The organism is Bacillus sp. PK3-067 (assembly GCF_056738645.1).
The window spans coordinates 3,759,716-3,777,732 of sequence record NZ_CP096490.1; the positions used below are offsets into that span (position 1 = coordinate 3,759,716).

Annotated in this window: 16 protein-coding genes; all 16 read right to left on the bottom strand. The window is 36.0% G+C overall.

The window, feature by feature from the left end; translation table 11 throughout:
- Nucleotide 1 precedes the first annotated feature (1 nt).
- A complete protein-coding gene (miaB, locus tag M1D73_RS19230) occupies nucleotides 2–1,531 on the bottom strand; it encodes a tRNA (N6-isopentenyl adenosine(37)-C2)-methylthiotransferase MiaB (RefSeq protein WP_001005386.1) in 1,530 nt (509 codons plus the stop codon).
- A gap of 430 nt (nucleotides 1,532–1,961) precedes the next feature.
- Nucleotides 1,962–2,828, bottom strand: coding sequence for a 2-oxoacid:ferredoxin oxidoreductase subunit beta (locus tag M1D73_RS19235; RefSeq protein ID WP_000190155.1), 867 nt, complete (start codon nucleotides 2,826–2,828; stop codon nucleotides 1,962–1,964).
- Nucleotides 2,815–4,572 carry a 2-oxoacid:acceptor oxidoreductase subunit alpha gene (locus tag M1D73_RS19240; RefSeq protein ID WP_481157942.1) on the bottom strand — a complete coding sequence of 586 codons (1,758 nt, stop codon included), beginning with the start codon at nucleotides 4,570–4,572 and terminating at the stop codon, nucleotides 2,815–2,817. The genes M1D73_RS19235 and M1D73_RS19240 overlap by 14 nt, the downstream gene beginning before the upstream one ends.
- 224 nt (nucleotides 4,573–4,796) lie before the next feature.
- Nucleotides 4,797–5,720 carry a dipeptidase gene (locus M1D73_RS19245; protein WP_000688045.1) on the bottom strand — a complete coding sequence of 308 codons (924 nt, stop codon included), beginning with the start codon at nucleotides 5,718–5,720 and terminating at the stop codon, nucleotides 4,797–4,799.
- Nucleotides 5,721–5,779: 59 nt separating this feature from the next.
- Complete coding sequence (gene spoVS / locus M1D73_RS19250; protein WP_000404341.1) at nucleotides 5,780–6,040, bottom strand: stage V sporulation protein SpoVS; 261 nt, start codon at nucleotides 6,038–6,040, stop codon at nucleotides 5,780–5,782.
- A 149-nt stretch (nucleotides 6,041–6,189) separates the two neighbouring features.
- Complete coding sequence (locus M1D73_RS19255) at nucleotides 6,190–6,984, bottom strand: TIGR00282 family metallophosphoesterase (RefSeq protein ID WP_121868053.1); 795 nt, start codon at nucleotides 6,982–6,984, stop codon at nucleotides 6,190–6,192.
- Between the two features lie 162 nt (nucleotides 6,985–7,146).
- Nucleotides 7,147–8,709 carry a ribonuclease Y gene (rny, locus tag M1D73_RS19260; protein WP_000204911.1) on the bottom strand — a complete coding sequence of 521 codons (1,563 nt, stop codon included), beginning with the start codon at nucleotides 8,707–8,709 and terminating at the stop codon, nucleotides 7,147–7,149.
- Between the two features lie 482 nt (nucleotides 8,710–9,191).
- Nucleotides 9,192–10,223 (bottom strand): recombinase RecA, encoded by a 1,032-nt coding sequence (gene recA, locus M1D73_RS19265; RefSeq protein WP_001283860.1) that lies wholly within the window; start codon nucleotides 10,221–10,223, stop codon nucleotides 9,192–9,194.
- 143 nt (nucleotides 10,224–10,366) lie between these two features.
- Nucleotides 10,367–11,605 (bottom strand): competence/damage-inducible protein A, encoded by a 1,239-nt coding sequence (locus tag M1D73_RS19270; protein WP_000990691.1) that lies wholly within the window; start codon nucleotides 11,603–11,605, stop codon nucleotides 10,367–10,369.
- A gap of 20 nt (nucleotides 11,606–11,625) precedes the next feature.
- Complete coding sequence (gene pgsA / locus M1D73_RS19275; protein ID WP_001052967.1) at nucleotides 11,626–12,204, bottom strand: CDP-diacylglycerol--glycerol-3-phosphate 3-phosphatidyltransferase; 579 nt, start codon at nucleotides 12,202–12,204, stop codon at nucleotides 11,626–11,628.
- A gap of 64 nt (nucleotides 12,205–12,268) precedes the next feature.
- Entirely contained in the window at nucleotides 12,269–13,180 is a 912-nt protein-coding gene (locus M1D73_RS19280; protein WP_000137461.1) for a helix-turn-helix domain-containing protein, read from the bottom strand.
- Between the two features lie 21 nt (nucleotides 13,181–13,201).
- Nucleotides 13,202–13,987 (bottom strand): DUF3388 domain-containing protein, encoded by a 786-nt coding sequence (locus tag M1D73_RS19285; RefSeq protein ID WP_000574107.1) that lies wholly within the window; start codon nucleotides 13,985–13,987, stop codon nucleotides 13,202–13,204.
- Between the two features lie 138 nt (nucleotides 13,988–14,125).
- Nucleotides 14,126–14,374, bottom strand: coding sequence for a DUF3243 domain-containing protein (locus M1D73_RS19290; protein ID WP_000114450.1), 249 nt, complete (start codon nucleotides 14,372–14,374; stop codon nucleotides 14,126–14,128).
- 75 nt (nucleotides 14,375–14,449) lie between these two features.
- Entirely contained in the window at nucleotides 14,450–15,163 is a 714-nt protein-coding gene (gene ymfI / locus M1D73_RS19295; protein ID WP_000759604.1) for an elongation factor P 5-aminopentanone reductase, read from the bottom strand.
- A gap of 100 nt (nucleotides 15,164–15,263) precedes the next feature.
- On the bottom strand, nucleotides 15,264–16,550 hold the full coding sequence (gene yfmH / locus M1D73_RS19300) for an EF-P 5-aminopentanol modification-associated protein YfmH (protein ID WP_000411976.1): 1,287 nt from the start codon (nucleotides 16,548–16,550) through the stop codon (nucleotides 15,264–15,266).
- Nucleotides 16,551–17,825: an EF-P 5-aminopentanol modification-associated protein YfmF gene (gene yfmF / locus M1D73_RS19305; RefSeq protein WP_000772418.1), complete on the bottom strand. Its 1,275-nt coding sequence runs from the start codon at nucleotides 17,823–17,825 to the stop codon at nucleotides 16,551–16,553.
- Between the last annotated feature and the right edge of the window lie 192 nt (nucleotides 17,826–18,017).

Genomic DNA, 18,017 nt, shown 5'->3' on the forward strand with positions numbered 1-18,017 from the left:
ATTATTTCACCTCAATCGGCTCTTCAACTAATTCCCCGTTAAGAGACCAAGTTTTTGCTTCCGTTATTTTTACTTTCACAAGCTGACCAATTAAAGATTTTGAAGCGACGAAGTTTACAAGTTTATTCGTACGAGTATAACCTGCAAGTACTTCCGGATTATTTTTACTTTCCCCATCAACTAACACTTCTACAATTTGACCTTTGTAACGACTATTCTTTTCAATTGCCAACGTATTTACTAGTGTATTTAAGCGTTGAAGACGTTCTTTCTTTACTTCCATCGGTACATTATCTTTCATTTTTGCTGCTGGTGTACCTTCGCGAGGAGAGTAAATGAATGTAAAGGCAGTATCAAACCCTACTTCACGATATAACGACATCGTTTCTTCAAATTGCTCATCTGTTTCATTTGGAAAACCAACGATAATATCTGTTGTTAATACTGCATCTGGAATTGCTTCTTTAATTTTTCTTACAAGTTCTAAATAATGCTCACGCGAATATTTACGTGCCATAATTTTCAGCATATCCGTACTTCCAGATTGAACTGGTAAATGGATATGTTCTACTAGGTTGCCACCTTTGCCAAGCACTTCAATTAAGTGATCATCGAAATCACGTGGATGGCTCGTTGTAAAACGAATACGGGCAATATCAACTTTACGAAGTTCGTCCATTAAATCGCCAAGACCGTATTCTATATCTTCAAAGTCTTTACCATATGCATTTACGTTTTGACCAAGTAAAGTAATTTCTTTATAACCATTTGCAGCTAAATGACGAATCTCTTGGATAATATCTTCTGGACGTCTACTTCGCTCTTTTCCGCGTGTATACGGTACAATACAATACGTACAGAATTTATCACAGCCATACATAATATTTACCCAAGCTTTAATATCACCACGACGTACTTTCGGAAGGTTTTCAATTACGTCACCTTCTTTTGACCATACTTCAACTACCGTCTCTTTCGAGAACATCGCATCTTTTAGAATGTACGGTAATCTATGAATATTATGCGTTCCAAATACCATATCTACATGCTGATTTTTTTGCATAATTTTATTTACAACAGATTCCTCTTGAGACATACAACCACATACACCAATTAAAAGGTCTGGATTTCTTCGTTTGAGTGACTTTAAATGGCCTAGCTCACCAAACACCTTATTTTCAGCATTTTCACGAATTGCACAAGTGTTTAATAAAACTACATCTGCATCCTCAGTTGAAAAAGTTGGTTCATATCCAAGTGCGGTGAAAATGCCTGCCATTACTTCCGTATCATGCTCATTCATTTGACAACCATATGTACGAATATAGAACTTTCTTCCTGTACCAAAATTGCGAAACTCTTCAGGTAAGCCAAAATCCCGTTCAATTTTAACTTCTTCTTTCCCGCGCTTTTTCGCATCCTTTAAGGAAGGTGGTTGATATACACTTTCAAAGTATTTACTATAATCTTTCTCTTCTTTTTTCGTAGAGGAATTTGCTTGTTGACTTGCTAATCGTTGTTGCTCGTTCATTGGTAATCTCCTTTCACCCTTAACTATACATACTCTATAGTCCATTTTAATGCGCCTAGACTCACCTCAAAAATGGTTAGATAGCTTGAGAGATAACTTGTCCTTTGAAACTTGAGTAATCAATCTAATCATTCATAAGAATGAAGTCTTCCCCACGCAAATAGACATTCCCTTTTTATCATTTCTTGTTGTCCTACCAAAAAGCATATTGCTTTATCCCTATAAACATTACCATAGTATGATGTATTTCGCCAATTTTAACAATAAAGAGGCCCTTTATTATCTTACATTTCATAAGCAATGAACTTGCCATTTTCATACAACGATTTATATATTATTTTATCATTCTGAATTTTCTAAGTAAATAAGACTACCCTATATTTTTGTACATAAAAAAAGGTTACCAAATCGGCAACCTCCTCTTCTTACATTACATAAATTCAGCAACAAGCTCATCAAACATTTTCTGATCCATATTTAAATCAGATTTCACTAAAGGCTCTTCACTATAGCCTTTAACAAGTTCTTGATATGATGGTTGCTTAGTATTTTGATAAATTAACCCTGTTACTAAACCGTTATTTTCCATTAAAGTTTGCATAGCCATCATGCGATTAGATGGATCATATCCCTCTACTGTGCTTAGTTTCGTTAAATTCTCTTTAAACCAATCGTAAGTATTTACTTTATTGTAAGTAACACATGGGCTAAATACGTTAATTAATGAAAATCCTTTATGGTTAATACCAGCTTCAATAATTTGTGTTAATTCTTTTAAATCACTCGAAAAGCTTTGCGCCACAAATGTCGCACCAGCTGTTAAGGCCATTTCCATTACATTTAGTGATGGTTCAATTGAACCTTGTGGTGTGCTTTTCGTTTTAAATCCAGCTTCACTACGTGGTGAAGTTTGCCCTTTTGTTAATCCGTAAATTTGGTTATCCATTACGATGTACGTAATGTCGATATTACGACGAATAGAATGGATTGTATGACCCATACCAATCGCAAATCCATCACCGTCACCACCTGAAGCGATAACTGTTAAATCACGATTTGCCATTTTCACACCTTGCGCAATTGGAAGGGCACGACCATGAATACTATGCACACCATATGAATTAATATAACCTGAAATACGGCCTGAACAGCCGATACCAGAAATAACAGCAAGTTCATCTGGATTTAGGCCAACGTTAGCTGCCGCACGTTGAATTGCAGCTTGCACTGAGAAGTCTCCGCAACCTGGGCACCAGTTTGGCTTTACACTGTTACGAAAGTCCTTAAATGTTGCCATTTAATACAACCCCTTTTTTGCATTCGTTGTAAATCTCTTTCGGCAAGAATGGGTTTCCATCATATTTTAAAAGACTAGAAATTTTCTCACCATTACCAAGATTCATTTTCATAATGTTAGCAAGCTGACCTGTTGCATTATTTTCTACTACTACAACACGCTTCGCCTTTTTCACAAGTGGATCGATTTCAGCTGTTGGGAACGGGTGAATTAAACGCACATGAGCATGGTTTACTTTCATACCCTCTTGTTCTAAACGCGTCATTGCCTCTTCGATCGCACCACGAGTTGAGTTAAATCCAACAAGCAATACGTCTGCTTCTTCATGCTTAACATTTTTATAAACAGGGGTATTAAACTTCAAGTTCTCCATTTTACGGAAACGTTTGTCCATTTGATCTTTACGGTTTATTGCTGATTCCGATGGTTTTCCAGTTTCATCATGTTCTACACCTGTAACATGGTGAACACCATTTTTCATACCAGGTAAAACACGTGGTGAAACGCCGTCTTCTGTTACTTCATAACGCTTGAAGTATGCTTTATTTTCACGTTCTGGTAATTCTACTTCTAAATCAAGCTTACCACGACGAATTTCCACTTTATCTAATTTAAGTGGTTCTACTGTTTGTTTTCCTAAAGAAAGCTGTAAATCTGTTAAGAAAATAACAGGAACTTGATATTCTTCAGATAAGTTAAATGCTTCTACAATGTCATAGAAAGCTTCTTCAACTGTACTTGGCGCCATTACGATTTTTGGAATTTCACCATGCGTACCGTAAATCATCGCCATTAAGTCAGACTGTTCTTGCTTAGTTGGTAATCCTGTACTTGGGCCGCCACGTTGTGTATCAACAATTACTAATGGAGTTTCTGTAATACCTGCTAAACCGATTGCTTCCATCATTAATGAAAGACCTGGACCAGCAGATGCCGTTAATGTACGAACACCAGCATAGTTTGCACCGATTGCCATTGTACAAGCTGCGATTTCATCCTCAGTTTGGATTACTGTTCCGCCGACTTTCGGTAATTTTTTAATTAAGTATTCCATAATTTCTGATGCAGGTGTGATTGGGTATGCTGACATAAAACGAGCACCACCAGCTACCGCACCAAATGCGATTGCATCGTTCCCAATCATAAACATGCGTTTTTTACCATCAGCTTTTTCAAGCTGCATCATGTTTACTTTCTCACCTAGTAATTCTTTCATATATTGAGAGCCACGTTTAATTGCGTCCATATTCTTTTGAACGACTTGCTCTCCTTTACGACCAAAGATTTCTTCAACAACATCTAAATAAGCTGTTTCATCTAATCCTAATACTGCACTTGACGCTCCAACAGCAACCATGTTTTTCATTAATGATGTGCCTAATTCTGAAGCAATATCTGTAAACGGTATCACATATAGATGTACATCTGTATTGTCGGGTATTGTTGGATTAAATTTCGCATCTGCAACTACAATTCCACCTGGACGTAGTTCGTGGAAGTTAAAATCAATTGTTTCTTGGTCAAAAGCAATTAAAATATCTAAATCATCTGAGATCGCGCGTACTTCTGTTGTACTTACACGAATTTTATTATTTGTATGGCCGCCTTTTATACGTGATGAGAAGTGGCGGTAACCGTATAGGTAATATCCTAATCGGTTTAATGCAATACAGAAGATTTCTCCTGTACTTTCAATTCCTTCACCTTGTTGGCCTCCAACTTTCCATGAAAGTTGACTAATCATCTCCTACACCCCTTTTGGCTGCATTCATTGTAGTGTATTTTTTTACAGTAATAGTTTAGCATTTTTTATGCAAATAAACTACAACGGACGCAAATTATGCCTCTTCTGATTTCCCTGAATCTTTAGTATAAAGCTATTTTGTTTTTCATTCTAGTATTAGGTCTTAAAAAAAGCAATAAAATCAAATGAATTAATTTTAATTTTTCTGAATTTTAAACCAAAACTTAAAAACTCATATGTTCTACAAAATTATCATATAAAAATCGTTCTACAGTAGATGCAGCATAGTGTTTACAAAGCTCATTCATTACATTTTCATAATCTCGATAAACTGATACATTTACAACTGTTTCTAAAATCCCATCAAAATCTGAACCAAATCCTATATTGTACTCTCCACCTAATGAACAAATATATTCGATATGTCTTACTATATCTGTTATATTTGCTTCATTTTCATTCGTTAGAAACTGCGGTACAAAAGTGACACCGATCATGCCATTTTTCTTTATAAGAGCTTTAAGTTGTTCATCGTTTAAATTACGTGGGTGCTCGCAAAGTTTCATACAATTTGAGTGGGAAGCAATAGGATTTTTTGCAATCTCTATAACATCCCAAAAACTTCTTTCATTCAGATGAGACACATCAGTCCATACATGTAGCGCATTCAGTTCTTGTACAACCTGTTTACCAAAATTCGTTAAACCCGCCCCACGTGTCTCTAGCGCACCATCAGCTAAGAGATTGGCATAATTCCATGTTAGTCCAAAAGAACGTACTCCTAGGCGATACAACAACCGTAATTTCATTGCTTCTTTTCCAATTGCTTCGCATCCTTCTAGTGTTAATATCGCTCCAACCTCGTCCTGTTTTAACATGTTAATATCATCTTTTGTCTGAATAAACTTTACACCTGGTAGGGATAAAATTTCATTATAAAAAATATCTACCATTTGTAATGCTGCTTCAAATCGGTTTTCATATGCCACTGTTTCTGGTACATATATAGCAAAACATTGTATACTTCCTTTTCTTCTCTTTAACTGTTCAAATGTAATATGTAATTGTGAATCATCGTTAAAATTCCTTTTCCCTTGTGCACTCCATAACTGAAGAAGCACGTCACAATGAGCATCAAAAATTTTCATTTTCATTCCTCCATTATAAAAACAACCTGTTTGCATACTGCAAACAGGTTGTTTAAAACTTAACGAGGTTCTACAATTAATTTTATTGCTGTACGCTCTTCGCCATCAATCATAATATCTGTAAACGCTGGGATACAAATCAGGTCCAAACCACTAGGCGCTACAAATCCTCTTGCGATTGCTACTGCCTTTACCGCTTGGTTCAATGCACCTGCACCAATAGCTTGAATTTCTGCTGTTCCGCGTTCGCGAATAACACCTGCAAGTGCACCAGCTACAGAATTAGGGACCGACGTTGCTTTAACTTTTAATATTTCCATTCCGCGTTTCCTCCTCGTTTCTTTAAAAAGTATTAGCAATTATTTCACTTTAACTTATATTCACGAGGAATGGCGCGTATTCCTGCTAAATTTTCGTAATTTTTCTAAAAAATTAAAATATAATAACTTATCTAAAATTTAACGGGAATTTACTCAAAAAATGGTTGATCGTCATTAATTAAAATACGTTCAATTTTCTTTGCTTTTCCTGTATTTGGATCCACATCAATTAACACTGCACTTAATTGCGTTCTACCATTTGTTACTTCAAATCGTACTGGTAAGTTTGTTAAAAACTTCTTCAATACTGCTTCTCTATCCATACCTAATATTCCATCATACGGCCCTGTCATTCCAACATCTGTAATGTATGCCGTTCCGCTTGGTAAAATACGGTTATCTGCTGTAGGGACATGCGTATGCGTACCTACTACTGCTGTAGCACGTCCATCTACATACCAACCTAGCGCTTGTTTTTCACTTGTAGTTTCCGCATGGAAGTCAACAAAGATAATATTCGTACGTTTTTTCGCAATATTAATTAATTCATCCACTTTACGGAATGGACAATCAATCGGAGGAAGGAAAGTACGTCCTTGTAAGTTAATAACTGCAACTTCTGTTCCATTACAGTTCACAAAGATAAGTCCTTTTCCTGGAGTTCCTTCTGGGAAGTTAGCTGGTCTTGCAAGATATTTTGCATCATCGATGAATTCAAATACTTCACGATTATCCCAAGCGTGGTTTCCAAGTGTAACTGCTTGCGCCCCACATTCTAAAAAATTTCGATATATTTTTTCTGTAATCCCACGGCCACCTGCTGCGTTTTCTCCATTAATGATTGTTACTGTAGGTGTATATTTTTTCTTTAATGCCGGTACGTATTGTTGAATCATACCTCTACCAGGAGATCCTACTACATCCCCAATAAATAATATTCTCATATGTCTTACCCTTTCTATGTACTGCATTTTTTATTGCTATAGCATCAAGTAAATTCCTTATAATATGTTTATTATAAGTTTGTTTCACTTTTATACTATATAACTAACTGTCTTTATTTTATCCAATTCCAACACAAAAAAATAAAGTGGTGTTTCACCACTTTATTTTGCGTATTCCACTGCACGTGTTTCACGAATAACAGTTACTTTAATATGTCCTGGGTAATCCAGTTCATTTTCAATACGTTTTCGGATATCACGAGCTAAACGATGAGCTTCTAAGTCATCGATTGTATCTGGTTTTACCAAAATACGAACTTCACGTCCTGCTTGAATTGCAAATGACTTTTCAACGCCTTCATAAGACTCTGAAATCTCTTCTAACTTTTCAAGACGACGAATATAGTTTTCAAGTGTTTCACTACGAGCTCCCGGTCTTGCAGCTGATAAAGCATCTGCTGCTGCAACTAAAACTGCAATGATAGAAGTTGGTTCTGTGTCACCATGGTGAGATGCGATACTGTTTATAACTACAGGATGCTCTTTATATTTCGTTGCAAGTTCAACACCAATTTCAACGTGACTTCCTTCTACTTCATGGTCAATCGCTTTTCCGATATCATGTAATAGACCTGCACGTCTTGCTAGTTTTTCATCCTCGCCAAGCTCTGCCGCCATAAGTCCAGTTAAATATGCAACTTCCATAGAGTGTTTTAAGACGTTTTGACCATAACTTGTACGGTATTTTAAACGACCTAAAATTTTAATTAAATCTGGATGTAATCCATGAACACCCACTTCAAACGTTGTTTGCTCTCCGACTTCGCGAATATACTCGTCCACTTCACGTCTTGATTTTTCGACCATCTCTTCAATACGCGCTGGGTGAATACGTCCGTCCTGTACTAGTTTATCAAGAGCGATACGAGCTGTTTCACGACGAATTGGGTCGAATCCAGAAAGGATTACTGCCTCTGGTGTATCATCGATAATTAAGTCAATACCCGTTAACGTTTCTAACGTACGAATATTACGACCTTCACGCCCGATAATACGTCCCTTCATTTCGTCATTTGGAAGATTTACAACCGAAACGGTTGTTTCAGCAACATGATCAGCTGCACATCTTTGCATTGCAAGAGATAAAATCTCTTTTGCTTTCTTATCCGCTTCTTCTTTCGCGCGAACTTCACTTTCTTTTACCATAACAGCGATTTCATGAGAAACTTCACTTTCTACTTTACCAAGAATAATTGCTTTCGCTTGTTCGCGTGTCAGATTGGAAATGCGCTCTAATTCTGTTTGTTGCTTTTGAACTAACTCTCCCACTTTGCTTTCCAACTCTTCAATCTGTTGTTGTCTCGCTACAAGAGATTCCTCTTTCTTCTCTAACTGTTGCTCGCGTTTATCGAGCGTTTCGTCTTTACGATCAAGGTTCTCTTCTTTTTGCATTAAACGATTTTCTTGTTTTTGTAATTCGCTTCTACGGTCACGAATTTCTAATTCAGCTTCTGTACGAAGTGTATGAATTTCATCCTTTGCTTCTAAAAGCGCTTCTTTCTTAAGTGCTTCAGCATCACGATTCGCTTCGTCTAAAATACGTCTCGCTTCATTAGCCGCACCATTAATCTTCGCTTCAGCAATAGACTTTCGAACAAAAAAGCCAACAACTGCACCGACTGTTGCAAGCAAAATGGAGATGAGTATCCAAACTGTACTCGTCATGATTTCACCTCCCCTTGCTATGAATGAAAAAAGACTGTCGGCATGTACATTGAATTACAACATACAGCAAAGACCGTCGTCCCGCTTTTTTAAGGGACTTTCTTCATTTCACAATTAAAATGTCATATTATTATTTCGGTAAGATTTAAACCTTACTCCGAATATTACTTCTCTTCTTGAGAAGAGTATATTGTATATAAGAAAAAATATACATTCTCATTGTATCTATCGTAATTTTCATTGTCAAGCGTTGTCTACTTTTACTTTCTTTGCCTTCAGCCTTGAATGTGACCTAAATTTTAAAAGTAAGGAGCCTACTATACTGGAAAACCTTAGTAATTCCCATTTCTTTTACTTAAAATATTTATATATCCCTCTTTACACAACGCATTTGAAGTAAAAAAATATTTTTTATCTATAGTATTATGCTCCTTAATAGTAGATAAAAAAATAAAAGACACGAGGCCGTGTCTTTTATTTTTTTAATCAAGAAGAGTTGAATCTTCTGCGCCCTCAGCACCAGAATCTTCACTAATTCCGTGATGCTCACGAATAAAGAAAGCAATTTCTTCTCTTAAATCTGTATTTTCTTTTAAGAACTGCTTCGAATTTTCACGACCTTGTCCTAGGCGTTCTTCATTATAAGAATACCAAGCACCGCTCTTTTGAACGATATCAAGCTCAGAAGCCATATCCAAGATTTCACCTTCTCTTGAAATACCTTCTCCGTACATAATATCAACTTCAGCAACACGGAATGGTGGTGCTACTTTATTTTTCACTACTTTTACTTTTGTTTTATTACCAACGATGTCGTTACCTTGCTTTAATTGCTCCGCACGACGCACTTCAAGACGAACAGTTGAATAGAATTTCAACGCACGACCACCTGGAGTTGTTTCTGGGTTTCCGAACATAACCCCAACTTTTTCACGAATTTGGTTAATAAAGATTGCAATTGTTTTTGATTTGTTGATTGCTCCTGAAAGCTTACGAAGTGCTTGTGACATTAAACGTGCTTGTAAACCTACGTGTGAGTCACCCATGTCGCCTTCAATCTCTGCTTTCGGTACAAGAGCTGCTACAGAGTCAATTACGATAATGTCAACCGCACCACTTCGTACAAGTGCTTCCGCGATTTCTAATCCTTGCTCCCCTGTATCAGGCTGTGATAATAGTAATTCATCTATGTTAACGCCTAATTTTTGTGCATATACAGGATCCATTGCGTGCTCCGCATCGATGAATGCTGCTTGTCCACCTTGACGTTGTACTTCTGCAATTGCATGTAATGAAACTGTCGTTTTACCTGAACTTTCAGGTCCGTAAATTTCGATAATACGGCCACGTGGATATCCGCCTACCCCTAGTGCCACATCAAGTGCTAAAGAACCACTAGAAACCGTAGAAACTCTACGCTCCGCTTGTTCTCCTAATTTCATAATTGAACCTTTACCGAATTGCTTCTCTATTTGTTTTAACGCCATATCTAACGCTGCTTGACGATCACTCATTCAAAATTCCTCCTTAACTGAATTGCTAATCTTATTATACCTATTTTCAATTCAATTTGCCAACAAAAATCGAACATTTATTCGTTTTTTTTATTTTCTATTAAATAATATCTAAATTTAACCGTAAAAAAACTAGAAGAAACTTATATCTCTTCTAGCTTTTTATATAAATGATAAAATCCATATTTTGCTGTTCGTTCTCTAATTTGTTGACGACTTCCGCTTAAATTAAGAGAAAAGACTACAGTTGGTTCATCCTTAATCGAAAGCCCAACAAATACTGTTCCTGGTTCTTTCTGTTCTGAAGCATCTGGCCCTGCTACCCCAGTGAAACTAATTCCAATATCCGCTTTTAGTACATCCTTAACATTTTCAGCAAGATAACGAGCACATTCTTTACTAACTGCACCATCAGTATGCAACACTTCTTCAGGCACACGTAAAACATATTGCTTCACATCATTATGATAACAAATGACACCGCCTTTAAACACAGAAGAAACACCAGCGTTTTCAGTTACTTGATTTCCAAAAAGACCACCTGTTAAACTTTCTGCACACGCTAAAGTTAACCCTTTTCTCTTCAATAACTCGATTGCCTTATAATGCAAAAATTCTTGGTCATATCCGTAGAAAAATTCTCCTACTCTTTCTAAAATCAAATCTTCCACATGTTGAATTAGTTTCTCCGCTTCGCTAACATTTTGATGCTTAGCGGTTAAACGTAATGTCACTTCTCCATCATTTGCTAACGGGGCAATTGTTGGGTTTGTTTGTCCATCAATTAAATCTTGAACTTTCACCTCTAATTGGGACTCCCCAATGCCGAAGAAACGAAGCACACGAGAATAAATGTTTTCTCCTGTTGTAAAATTACGTAAAAAAGGCTCTACGTAACTTACATACATTGGTTTCATTTCTTTTGGCGGCCCTGGTAATAAAATATAAACTTTTCCGTTCTTATTTACCCCCATACCCGGCGCCATACCGTGGTCATTTGCAAATACTGTTGCTCCATTTAAAACGAGCGCTTGCTTTTTATTATTCTCCGTAAATTCACGGCCTGTACGCTTAAAGTAATTACTTATTAAGGCTAATGCCTTTTCATCATACACAAGCTCTTCATCTAAACTAGCAGCTATCGTTTCTTTCGTTAAATCATCTTTTGTCGGTCCTAATCCGCCTGTAAAAATAAGTATATCAGCACGTTCTTCCGCAGCTTCAATCGCCTTTTGCAATCGCTTATTATTATCACCAACAACAGTATGATAGTACACGTTAATTCCGATTGAAGCTAACTTTTCAGATAAAAACTGGGCATTTGTATTTGCAATTTGTCCAAGTAATAATTCAGTTCCAACCGCAATAATCTCAGCATTCATCCCAATTCCCCCATAAACTTCTATTTTGAGTTTACAAAAGCAGCTCTATTTTTCCAGAAATAATCCCATCCTGAAATAACAGTAAAGATTAATGCAATCCATATGAAGATATCCGCAACTGGAATATGGATTAAATTTAAAGGTACATCGTGTAATAAATATGCTGCAATCGCAATAATTTGTGTCCATGTCTTAATTTTTCCTAGCTGGTTTGCTGCAACTACTTCCCCTGTTCCAGCAAGTACAAGACGTAAACCAGTTACCGCAAACTCACGACTGATAATTACAATAACAATCCAAGCCGGTACATATTGCATCTCTACCAATGTAATAAGTGCTGCCGAAACAAGTAATTTATCAGCTAACGGGTCAAGAAACTTCCCTAAATTCGTTACAAGATTATATTTTCTTGCGTAATGTCCATCAATCCAATCTGTAGCTGAAGCAATGATAAAGATAAGTGCCCCCACTAAATGTTGAATCGGTAAATCAACATCACCAATTTTGTATGAACCCCAATCAAAGGGTGCTAACATAATTACCATAAAAATTGGAATTAAGAAGATTCTAGATATTGTAATTTTATTTGGTAAATTCACAGCTATTCCTCCATCATATCAAAAACATTTGTTCATCGAAAAAAAGTCATCGAAGCGATGACTGTTATTGTGCAGGTTGCTCTATCCCTTGGTTTTTTATCACCAATCTTTGGTGAAGTTCTTTTTCTGGATCCAATGGATAAGCGACCACTTGGCCATTCAGTTTAACTTCAACATTCGTTGCATTTCCAATATTAAGTCGCACTTCTTTTAATGTTGATACATCACGTTTTTCTATTTGGCCCTCTTGTACTGTAGCGTTTAGAATCACATTCCCAGCATCATCTTTAACATCTACATAACTCGCACCTTTACCCGATAATTCCAGTTCTAATGTTTTATTATTATGAATTTCCAAAGTAGATACCTTTCCAGTTGTTCCAACTACTTTCACTTCTTGCTGTCCAGTTGGTTGTGCTGGTTGCTCCTCTTTCTTTGGTTCTTCTTTCTTTGGTTCCTCTTTTTTTGGCTCTTCCGCTTTCACTTCATCTTTCTTCGTATCTAACGGAGAATCTTTCGCTTTTTGAACTTCAATTTTCTCACTTTGAGCACTCGGAACTTTTTCATCATCTTTTCCAGTTAACGCTTGAAACACAAACCAGATTACCACTCCAACTGCGATTACTAACAGCGCAACTAAGATTTTCGGCATGTGATCTGCAATTGGCCATGATGAAGATTTTTGCATTGTTTCTTGTGTTTTTTGTCCCGTTGATACTTGTGGAACTTCACGCTTTTCAGATTGTGGTATCGTACTCTGATGTTCTACGAGCAGTTCCTCTCCATTTAATCCAACCGCATCTGCGTATTGTTTAATGAATGCACGCGCATAAAAAGCTCCTGGCAATACATCATAATTGCCTTCTTCAATTGCCACTAAATGGCGTTTTTGAATTTTTGTAATCTCATGCAGCTGATCAATAGACAAGCCTTTCGCTTCTCTTGCTTCTTTCAGCTTTTGTCCCAATTCCGTCACTACTAACACCTCAATATTTCTTTAAAAGTCAAACATAGAGAAATTATTTTGCGTACCTTGCTCAATTTCATCTACTAAATTATATTGAATTTCTTCATCATAATCGTTACGCAACTCGATAATATAATCAAAATCATCCAATGTGTATTCTGACTGACTCACAAATACATCAGGATGTTCCACAACTTTCGTTGCAGGCAATCTCATAATTTCACGAACGAGCTGCCAATGTCTTTCGTTAGCACGCTTCGTTGACACAATTCCATCTAGGATGAAAATATTGTCATCGCTATACTCATCTTCAATTAATTGACTACGAACAGTTTGCTTAATAAGAGTAGATGATACAAATAACCACCTTTTATTTGCACAAACACTTGCAGCAACAATGGATTCTGTTTTTCCGACACGAGGCATTCCGCGTATCCCAATTAGTTTATGGCCTTCTTTTTTCATAATTTCTGCCATAAAGTCTACAAGTAAGCCTAATTCATCACGCACAAATCGAAATGTTTTCTTATCATCTGCATCTCGTTGTATGTACCTACCATGTCTAACCGCTAGCTTATCTCTTAGCTTGGGCGGACGATATTTCGTTACCGTTATGTTATCCATCGTATTTAAAATTGATTCAAGTCTAGAGATTTGCTCTTGATTATCACACATAAGAAGTAACCCACGTCGTGCATTATCTACACCATTAATTGTGACAATATTAATGCCGAGCATACCGATTAACGAAGAAACGTCACCAAGCAAGCCAGGTCGGTTTTTATGTATTTCATATTCAAAATACCATTCAATCATCCAAGATCACTCCCCTTGCTTACTTTACACCTACGTACTATATTATATGATTTCACCTTAATAGGGAAGCTAAATGTATAATCTACCCTGTGTAATTATTATACAAAAAAAGTAGAGAGGAGAATCTCCTCTCTACTTTTACTTATGTTGTACGAACTTAACCATTAAATTTGCAATTGTATGTTGCTCCTGTTCATCAGCAACTTTCCAAAGCTCAGCTAATAATTTCTCTTGGTCATTGCGTCCTTCTACCTCATTAGCAAGATAGTCGCCAACACGAAACGCCATATCTGATACCGCACCGCCATCTAAACCTTTGTCTTGCGCTTGCTCTAAACGTTCTCCTAAAAAGCTCTTCCACTGATCAAAATTATCTAATACTGACATAATTAAGCACCTCACTATTGAGTAATAAAATCATCCTTAATTTGTGCAACTATTCATTTTTTATGTAAGAATTTTTTAGCAGTGCCAACCGCCATTCACTCCGATAATTTGTCCAGTTATGTAAGACGCTCCTGGTGATACGAGGAATGAAACTGTTTTCGCTACTTCTTCTGGTAATCCTATTCTACCTAATGGTATATCTTCAGCAATTCCCATTTTATCTTCTTCAGAAAAAACACTTAACATTTCCGTTTCAATTGCTCCTGGTGCTACTGCATTCACACGTAATCCACTTAAAGAAACTTCTTTCGCTAAAGCTTTCACATATGAATTTTGTGCCCCTTTTACCATTGAATAAAGCACTTCACAAGAAGCCCCTATTTGTCCCCATATAGATGAAACAATTACAATATTACCACTTCTTCTCCCGATCATAGGCGGAAGTGCCATAGAAAGTAATTTATATACGTTCTTCACTTGAAGTTCTACCATATAATCCAATTCATCGTTTGTTACATCTGTTACTAGTCCAAAAATACTCTTCCCAGCTGCGTATACAATAACATCAATAGGATGTTCAATTTGTCCCCACAATTGCTCTGCTCCATCACTAGAAGCTAAATTCGCTTGAACAGGGATAACTTCTCCCCATGCCTTCTGCAATTCCAATACCTTTTCTTCACTGTTATTGTAATGAACATAAACTGTATATCCATCTTGAATTAATTGTTTCGAAATAGCAGAGCCAATTCCTCCGCTCCCTCCAGTTACTAACGCATACTTTTTCATAAAGTCCCTCTCTTATCTCTACAAGTTCAATTTTCACATAACTAAATAATACCCTCATCTTACAATTTTTCAATGATAAGATGAGGGTATCTTTTTAATTTTATTTTTTCGGTAACACCTGACAAATACTCATTTTGTCTTCTGATAACAATAATTTCGCTACTTCTTGTAAGTCTTGAACGGTTAGTCCTTCTAATACAGTCAATGCGTCAAATAGGCTAGATTCATTAAACGCGTATCGTGTAAATTGATTTGCAATATATTCTGGTGAATTCAACGAGCGTAAAAAACCACCAATTTTCTTTTTCTTCACTCGTTCTAATGCCGCCGCATCTAATTGATCATAATCTGTTTTTAATAAAATATCTTTTAAACGATTTGCCAATTCATCAGGTTGTTTCGTATCACCGCCAACCATTGCAAAACCGAAGTTATTTTCTTCTGTATAGTCATACGAGAATGAATCATCAATAAGCCCTTCATTATATAAAGTTTCGTAATGAACAGAACTTTTCCCAAATAAATAATCTAAGAGTAACGTAAGCGCAATTTCTTGTTTTAAAAGCGCTTGCCCCTTTTCCTTTAAATTAGTCGCTTTAATACCAACTAAACATTTCGGTGTTTGCACAGGCATTGAAATAATTTTTTTCTTTTCATTTACCTCATTTGGTTCTTCTTCAAATGAACGCACAATTTCTGGCTGGTTTTTATAATCTTTTTTCGCTTGATTTTCACGTACTAAATCCATTGTTTTCTCTGGATCAATTGCACCCACAACAAATAATAACATATTGCTCGGATGATAAAATGTTTCATAACATTCATACAATAAATCTTTCGTAATTTTACTAATAGATTCGATTGTCCCTGCAATATCAATTTTAATTGGGTGTTTTACAAACAAGCTATCAATTAACCCGAAGTACAAACGCCAATCTGGGTTATCTTGATACATTTGAATTTCTTGCCCAATTATCCCCTTCTCTTTTTCAACCGTTTTTTCAGAGAAATAAGGCTCTTGCACGAAGTTTAGCAATGTATTTAAATTTTGTTCTACGTTTGAAGTACATGAAAAAAGGTAAGCTGTTCGTGTAAAGGATGTAAAAGCATTTGCCGATGCTCCTTGTTTACTAAACAATTGGAAAGCATCGTGATCTTCTTTTTCAAATAATTTATGCTCAAGAAAATGTGCAATTCCATCAGGCACACGAATCATTTCTTCTTTCCCTAATGGTACAAATGTATTATCTACAGAACCATATTTCGTCGTAAACGTCGCAAATGTTTTATTAAATCCTTGTTTCGGTAAAACATATACATCTAATCCATTAGGAAGTTTTTCATAATAGAGTGTTTCTTTTAATTGCTCATAAACAATTTTCTCCATTTACTCTCCCTCCGTTCCTTGTAAAAAGTAAATTGTATCTAGTTCAATATTTTTAGCAACTTTTACAATTTCTTCTTTCGTCACACTTTCTATACCTGTAAGCCATTCTTCAACTGGACGTGTACGATCTGAAATAATACCATGATATAGCATTTCTACAAAGCCACGTGGTGTATCAATTGCCTCTAATATTTGATTTTGGATGACACTTTTTGTTTGATGTATTTCTTCTTCAGAAAACTCTCCGTTTTGCATCGCAAGCATTTGTTCTTTAATAATCTCAACTGCTTTTTCATAATTTTTCGCTTCGATTCCTGACATAACAAATAATAAACCTTTATGACTTTCAAAGCGCGATGCTGCATAGTACGCTAAACTATTTTTTTCACGCACATTTACGAATAACTTCGAATGAGAAAAGCCACCAAACAATCCATTGAACAATTGCAATGCAAAATAATCTTCATCTTTATATGTGACAAATGTACGATAACCGATGTGTAATTTACTTTGTTTTAATTCTTGTTTTTCAACAACTTCTTTTTCTTCATTATTTCGTCTATGAAGGAGTACATTTCTTTCTCTCACTGGACGAGTTGAAATAGAAAAATACTTACTTACAAGATCAACGGCGTTTTCTGAAATATCACCAATAATATATAGATCCATTTCATCTTCCGCTAACACCTTTTGATAATATTGATACAAACTTTCATTTGTAATAGACATAACACTCTCTTTTTTTCCATTTGCACTTAAACGATACGGTTCTACTTTGCACATTTCTTCAATTAAACGCTCGTTTGCATAACGCATTTTATCATCATAAGTAGCTTCAATTCTCTGTAACAGTGCTCTTTTTTCACTTTCTACGATAGAAGATAGGAAACCGTTCCCCTCCGTTGCTGGATGTAACACAATATCTGACAACATAGAAAGCGCTTTTTCAAATAACGGTGGTGCATCATGTAAATAAACTTCATTTGCAATGTCTACATAAATGGAGATAATATGGTCTTCCCCTTTTTTACTTACATCTACCGCTAAAGAAGATCCGTATAATTCTTCTAAATATTGACGAAGACGAATTACAGAAGGTAATTTTTCTGTCGCACTTTGCAATACGTATGGCAATAGGGCACGCTCTGTCACCGTCTCCTCATTTAAAGGCGCTTTAAAACGAAATACAAAGGTATTCGTTTTATATTTATCAGTCGGAATAATATGTACGCGCAAACCACCTAACTCATGTAGTTGTTGTTCCATTAGTTTCATTTATAGCCCTCCTTTACGTATATAGGAATATTCCTCTTCAATATACAGTTTTTAGAAATAAAAAATCAACTTTTCTCCCTTATTATGCTTACATATGATTCTTTCTAAAAACTTTAATATGTAAGGAACATAGTAAAATTCCGTATTAAATATATTCTATGTAAAAAAGCCCACACTAATGTGCGAGCTTTT

What these genes read in the sequence shown, in the direction of transcription:
- miaB (WP_001005386.1), bottom strand. Translation starts at nt 1,531, where the DNA reads ATGAACGAGCAACAACGATTAGCAAGTCAACAAGCAAATTCCTCTACG.
- M1D73_RS19235 (WP_000190155.1), bottom strand. Translation starts at nt 2,828, where the DNA reads ATGGCAACATTTAAGGACTTTCGTAACAGTGTAAAGCCAAACTGGTGC.
- M1D73_RS19240 (WP_481157942.1), bottom strand. Translation starts at nt 4,572, where the DNA reads ATGATTAGTCAACTTTCATGGAAAGTTGGAGGCCAACAAGGTGAAGGA.
- M1D73_RS19245 (WP_000688045.1), bottom strand. Translation starts at nt 5,720, where the DNA reads ATGAAAATTTTTGATGCTCATTGTGACGTGCTTCTTCAGTTATGGAGT.
- spoVS (WP_000404341.1), bottom strand. Translation starts at nt 6,040, where the DNA reads ATGGAAATATTAAAAGTTAAAGCAACGTCGGTCCCTAATTCTGTAGCT.
- M1D73_RS19255 (WP_121868053.1), bottom strand. Translation starts at nt 6,984, where the DNA reads ATGAGAATATTATTTATTGGGGATGTAGTAGGATCTCCTGGTAGAGGT.
- rny (WP_000204911.1), bottom strand. Translation starts at nt 8,709, where the DNA reads ATGACGAGTACAGTTTGGATACTCATCTCCATTTTGCTTGCAACAGTC.
- recA (WP_001283860.1), bottom strand. Translation starts at nt 10,223, where the DNA reads ATGAGTGATCGTCAAGCAGCGTTAGATATGGCGTTAAAACAAATAGAG.
- M1D73_RS19270 (WP_000990691.1), bottom strand. Translation starts at nt 11,605, where the DNA reads ATGAATGCTGAGATTATTGCGGTTGGAACTGAATTATTACTTGGACAA.
- M1D73_RS19285 (WP_000574107.1), bottom strand. Translation starts at nt 13,987, where the DNA reads ATGATTGAATGGTATTTTGAATATGAAATACATAAAAACCGACCTGGC.
- M1D73_RS19290 (WP_000114450.1), bottom strand. Translation starts at nt 14,374, where the DNA reads ATGTCAGTATTAGATAATTTTGATCAGTGGAAGAGCTTTTTAGGAGAA.
- ymfI (WP_000759604.1), bottom strand. Translation starts at nt 15,163, where the DNA reads ATGAAAAAGTATGCGTTAGTAACTGGAGGGAGCGGAGGAATTGGCTCT.
- yfmH (WP_000411976.1), bottom strand. Translation starts at nt 16,550, where the DNA reads ATGGAGAAAATTGTTTATGAGCAATTAAAAGAAACACTCTATTATGAA.
- yfmF (WP_000772418.1), bottom strand. Translation starts at nt 17,825, where the DNA reads ATGAAACTAATGGAACAACAACTACATGAGTTAGGTGGTTTGCGCGTA.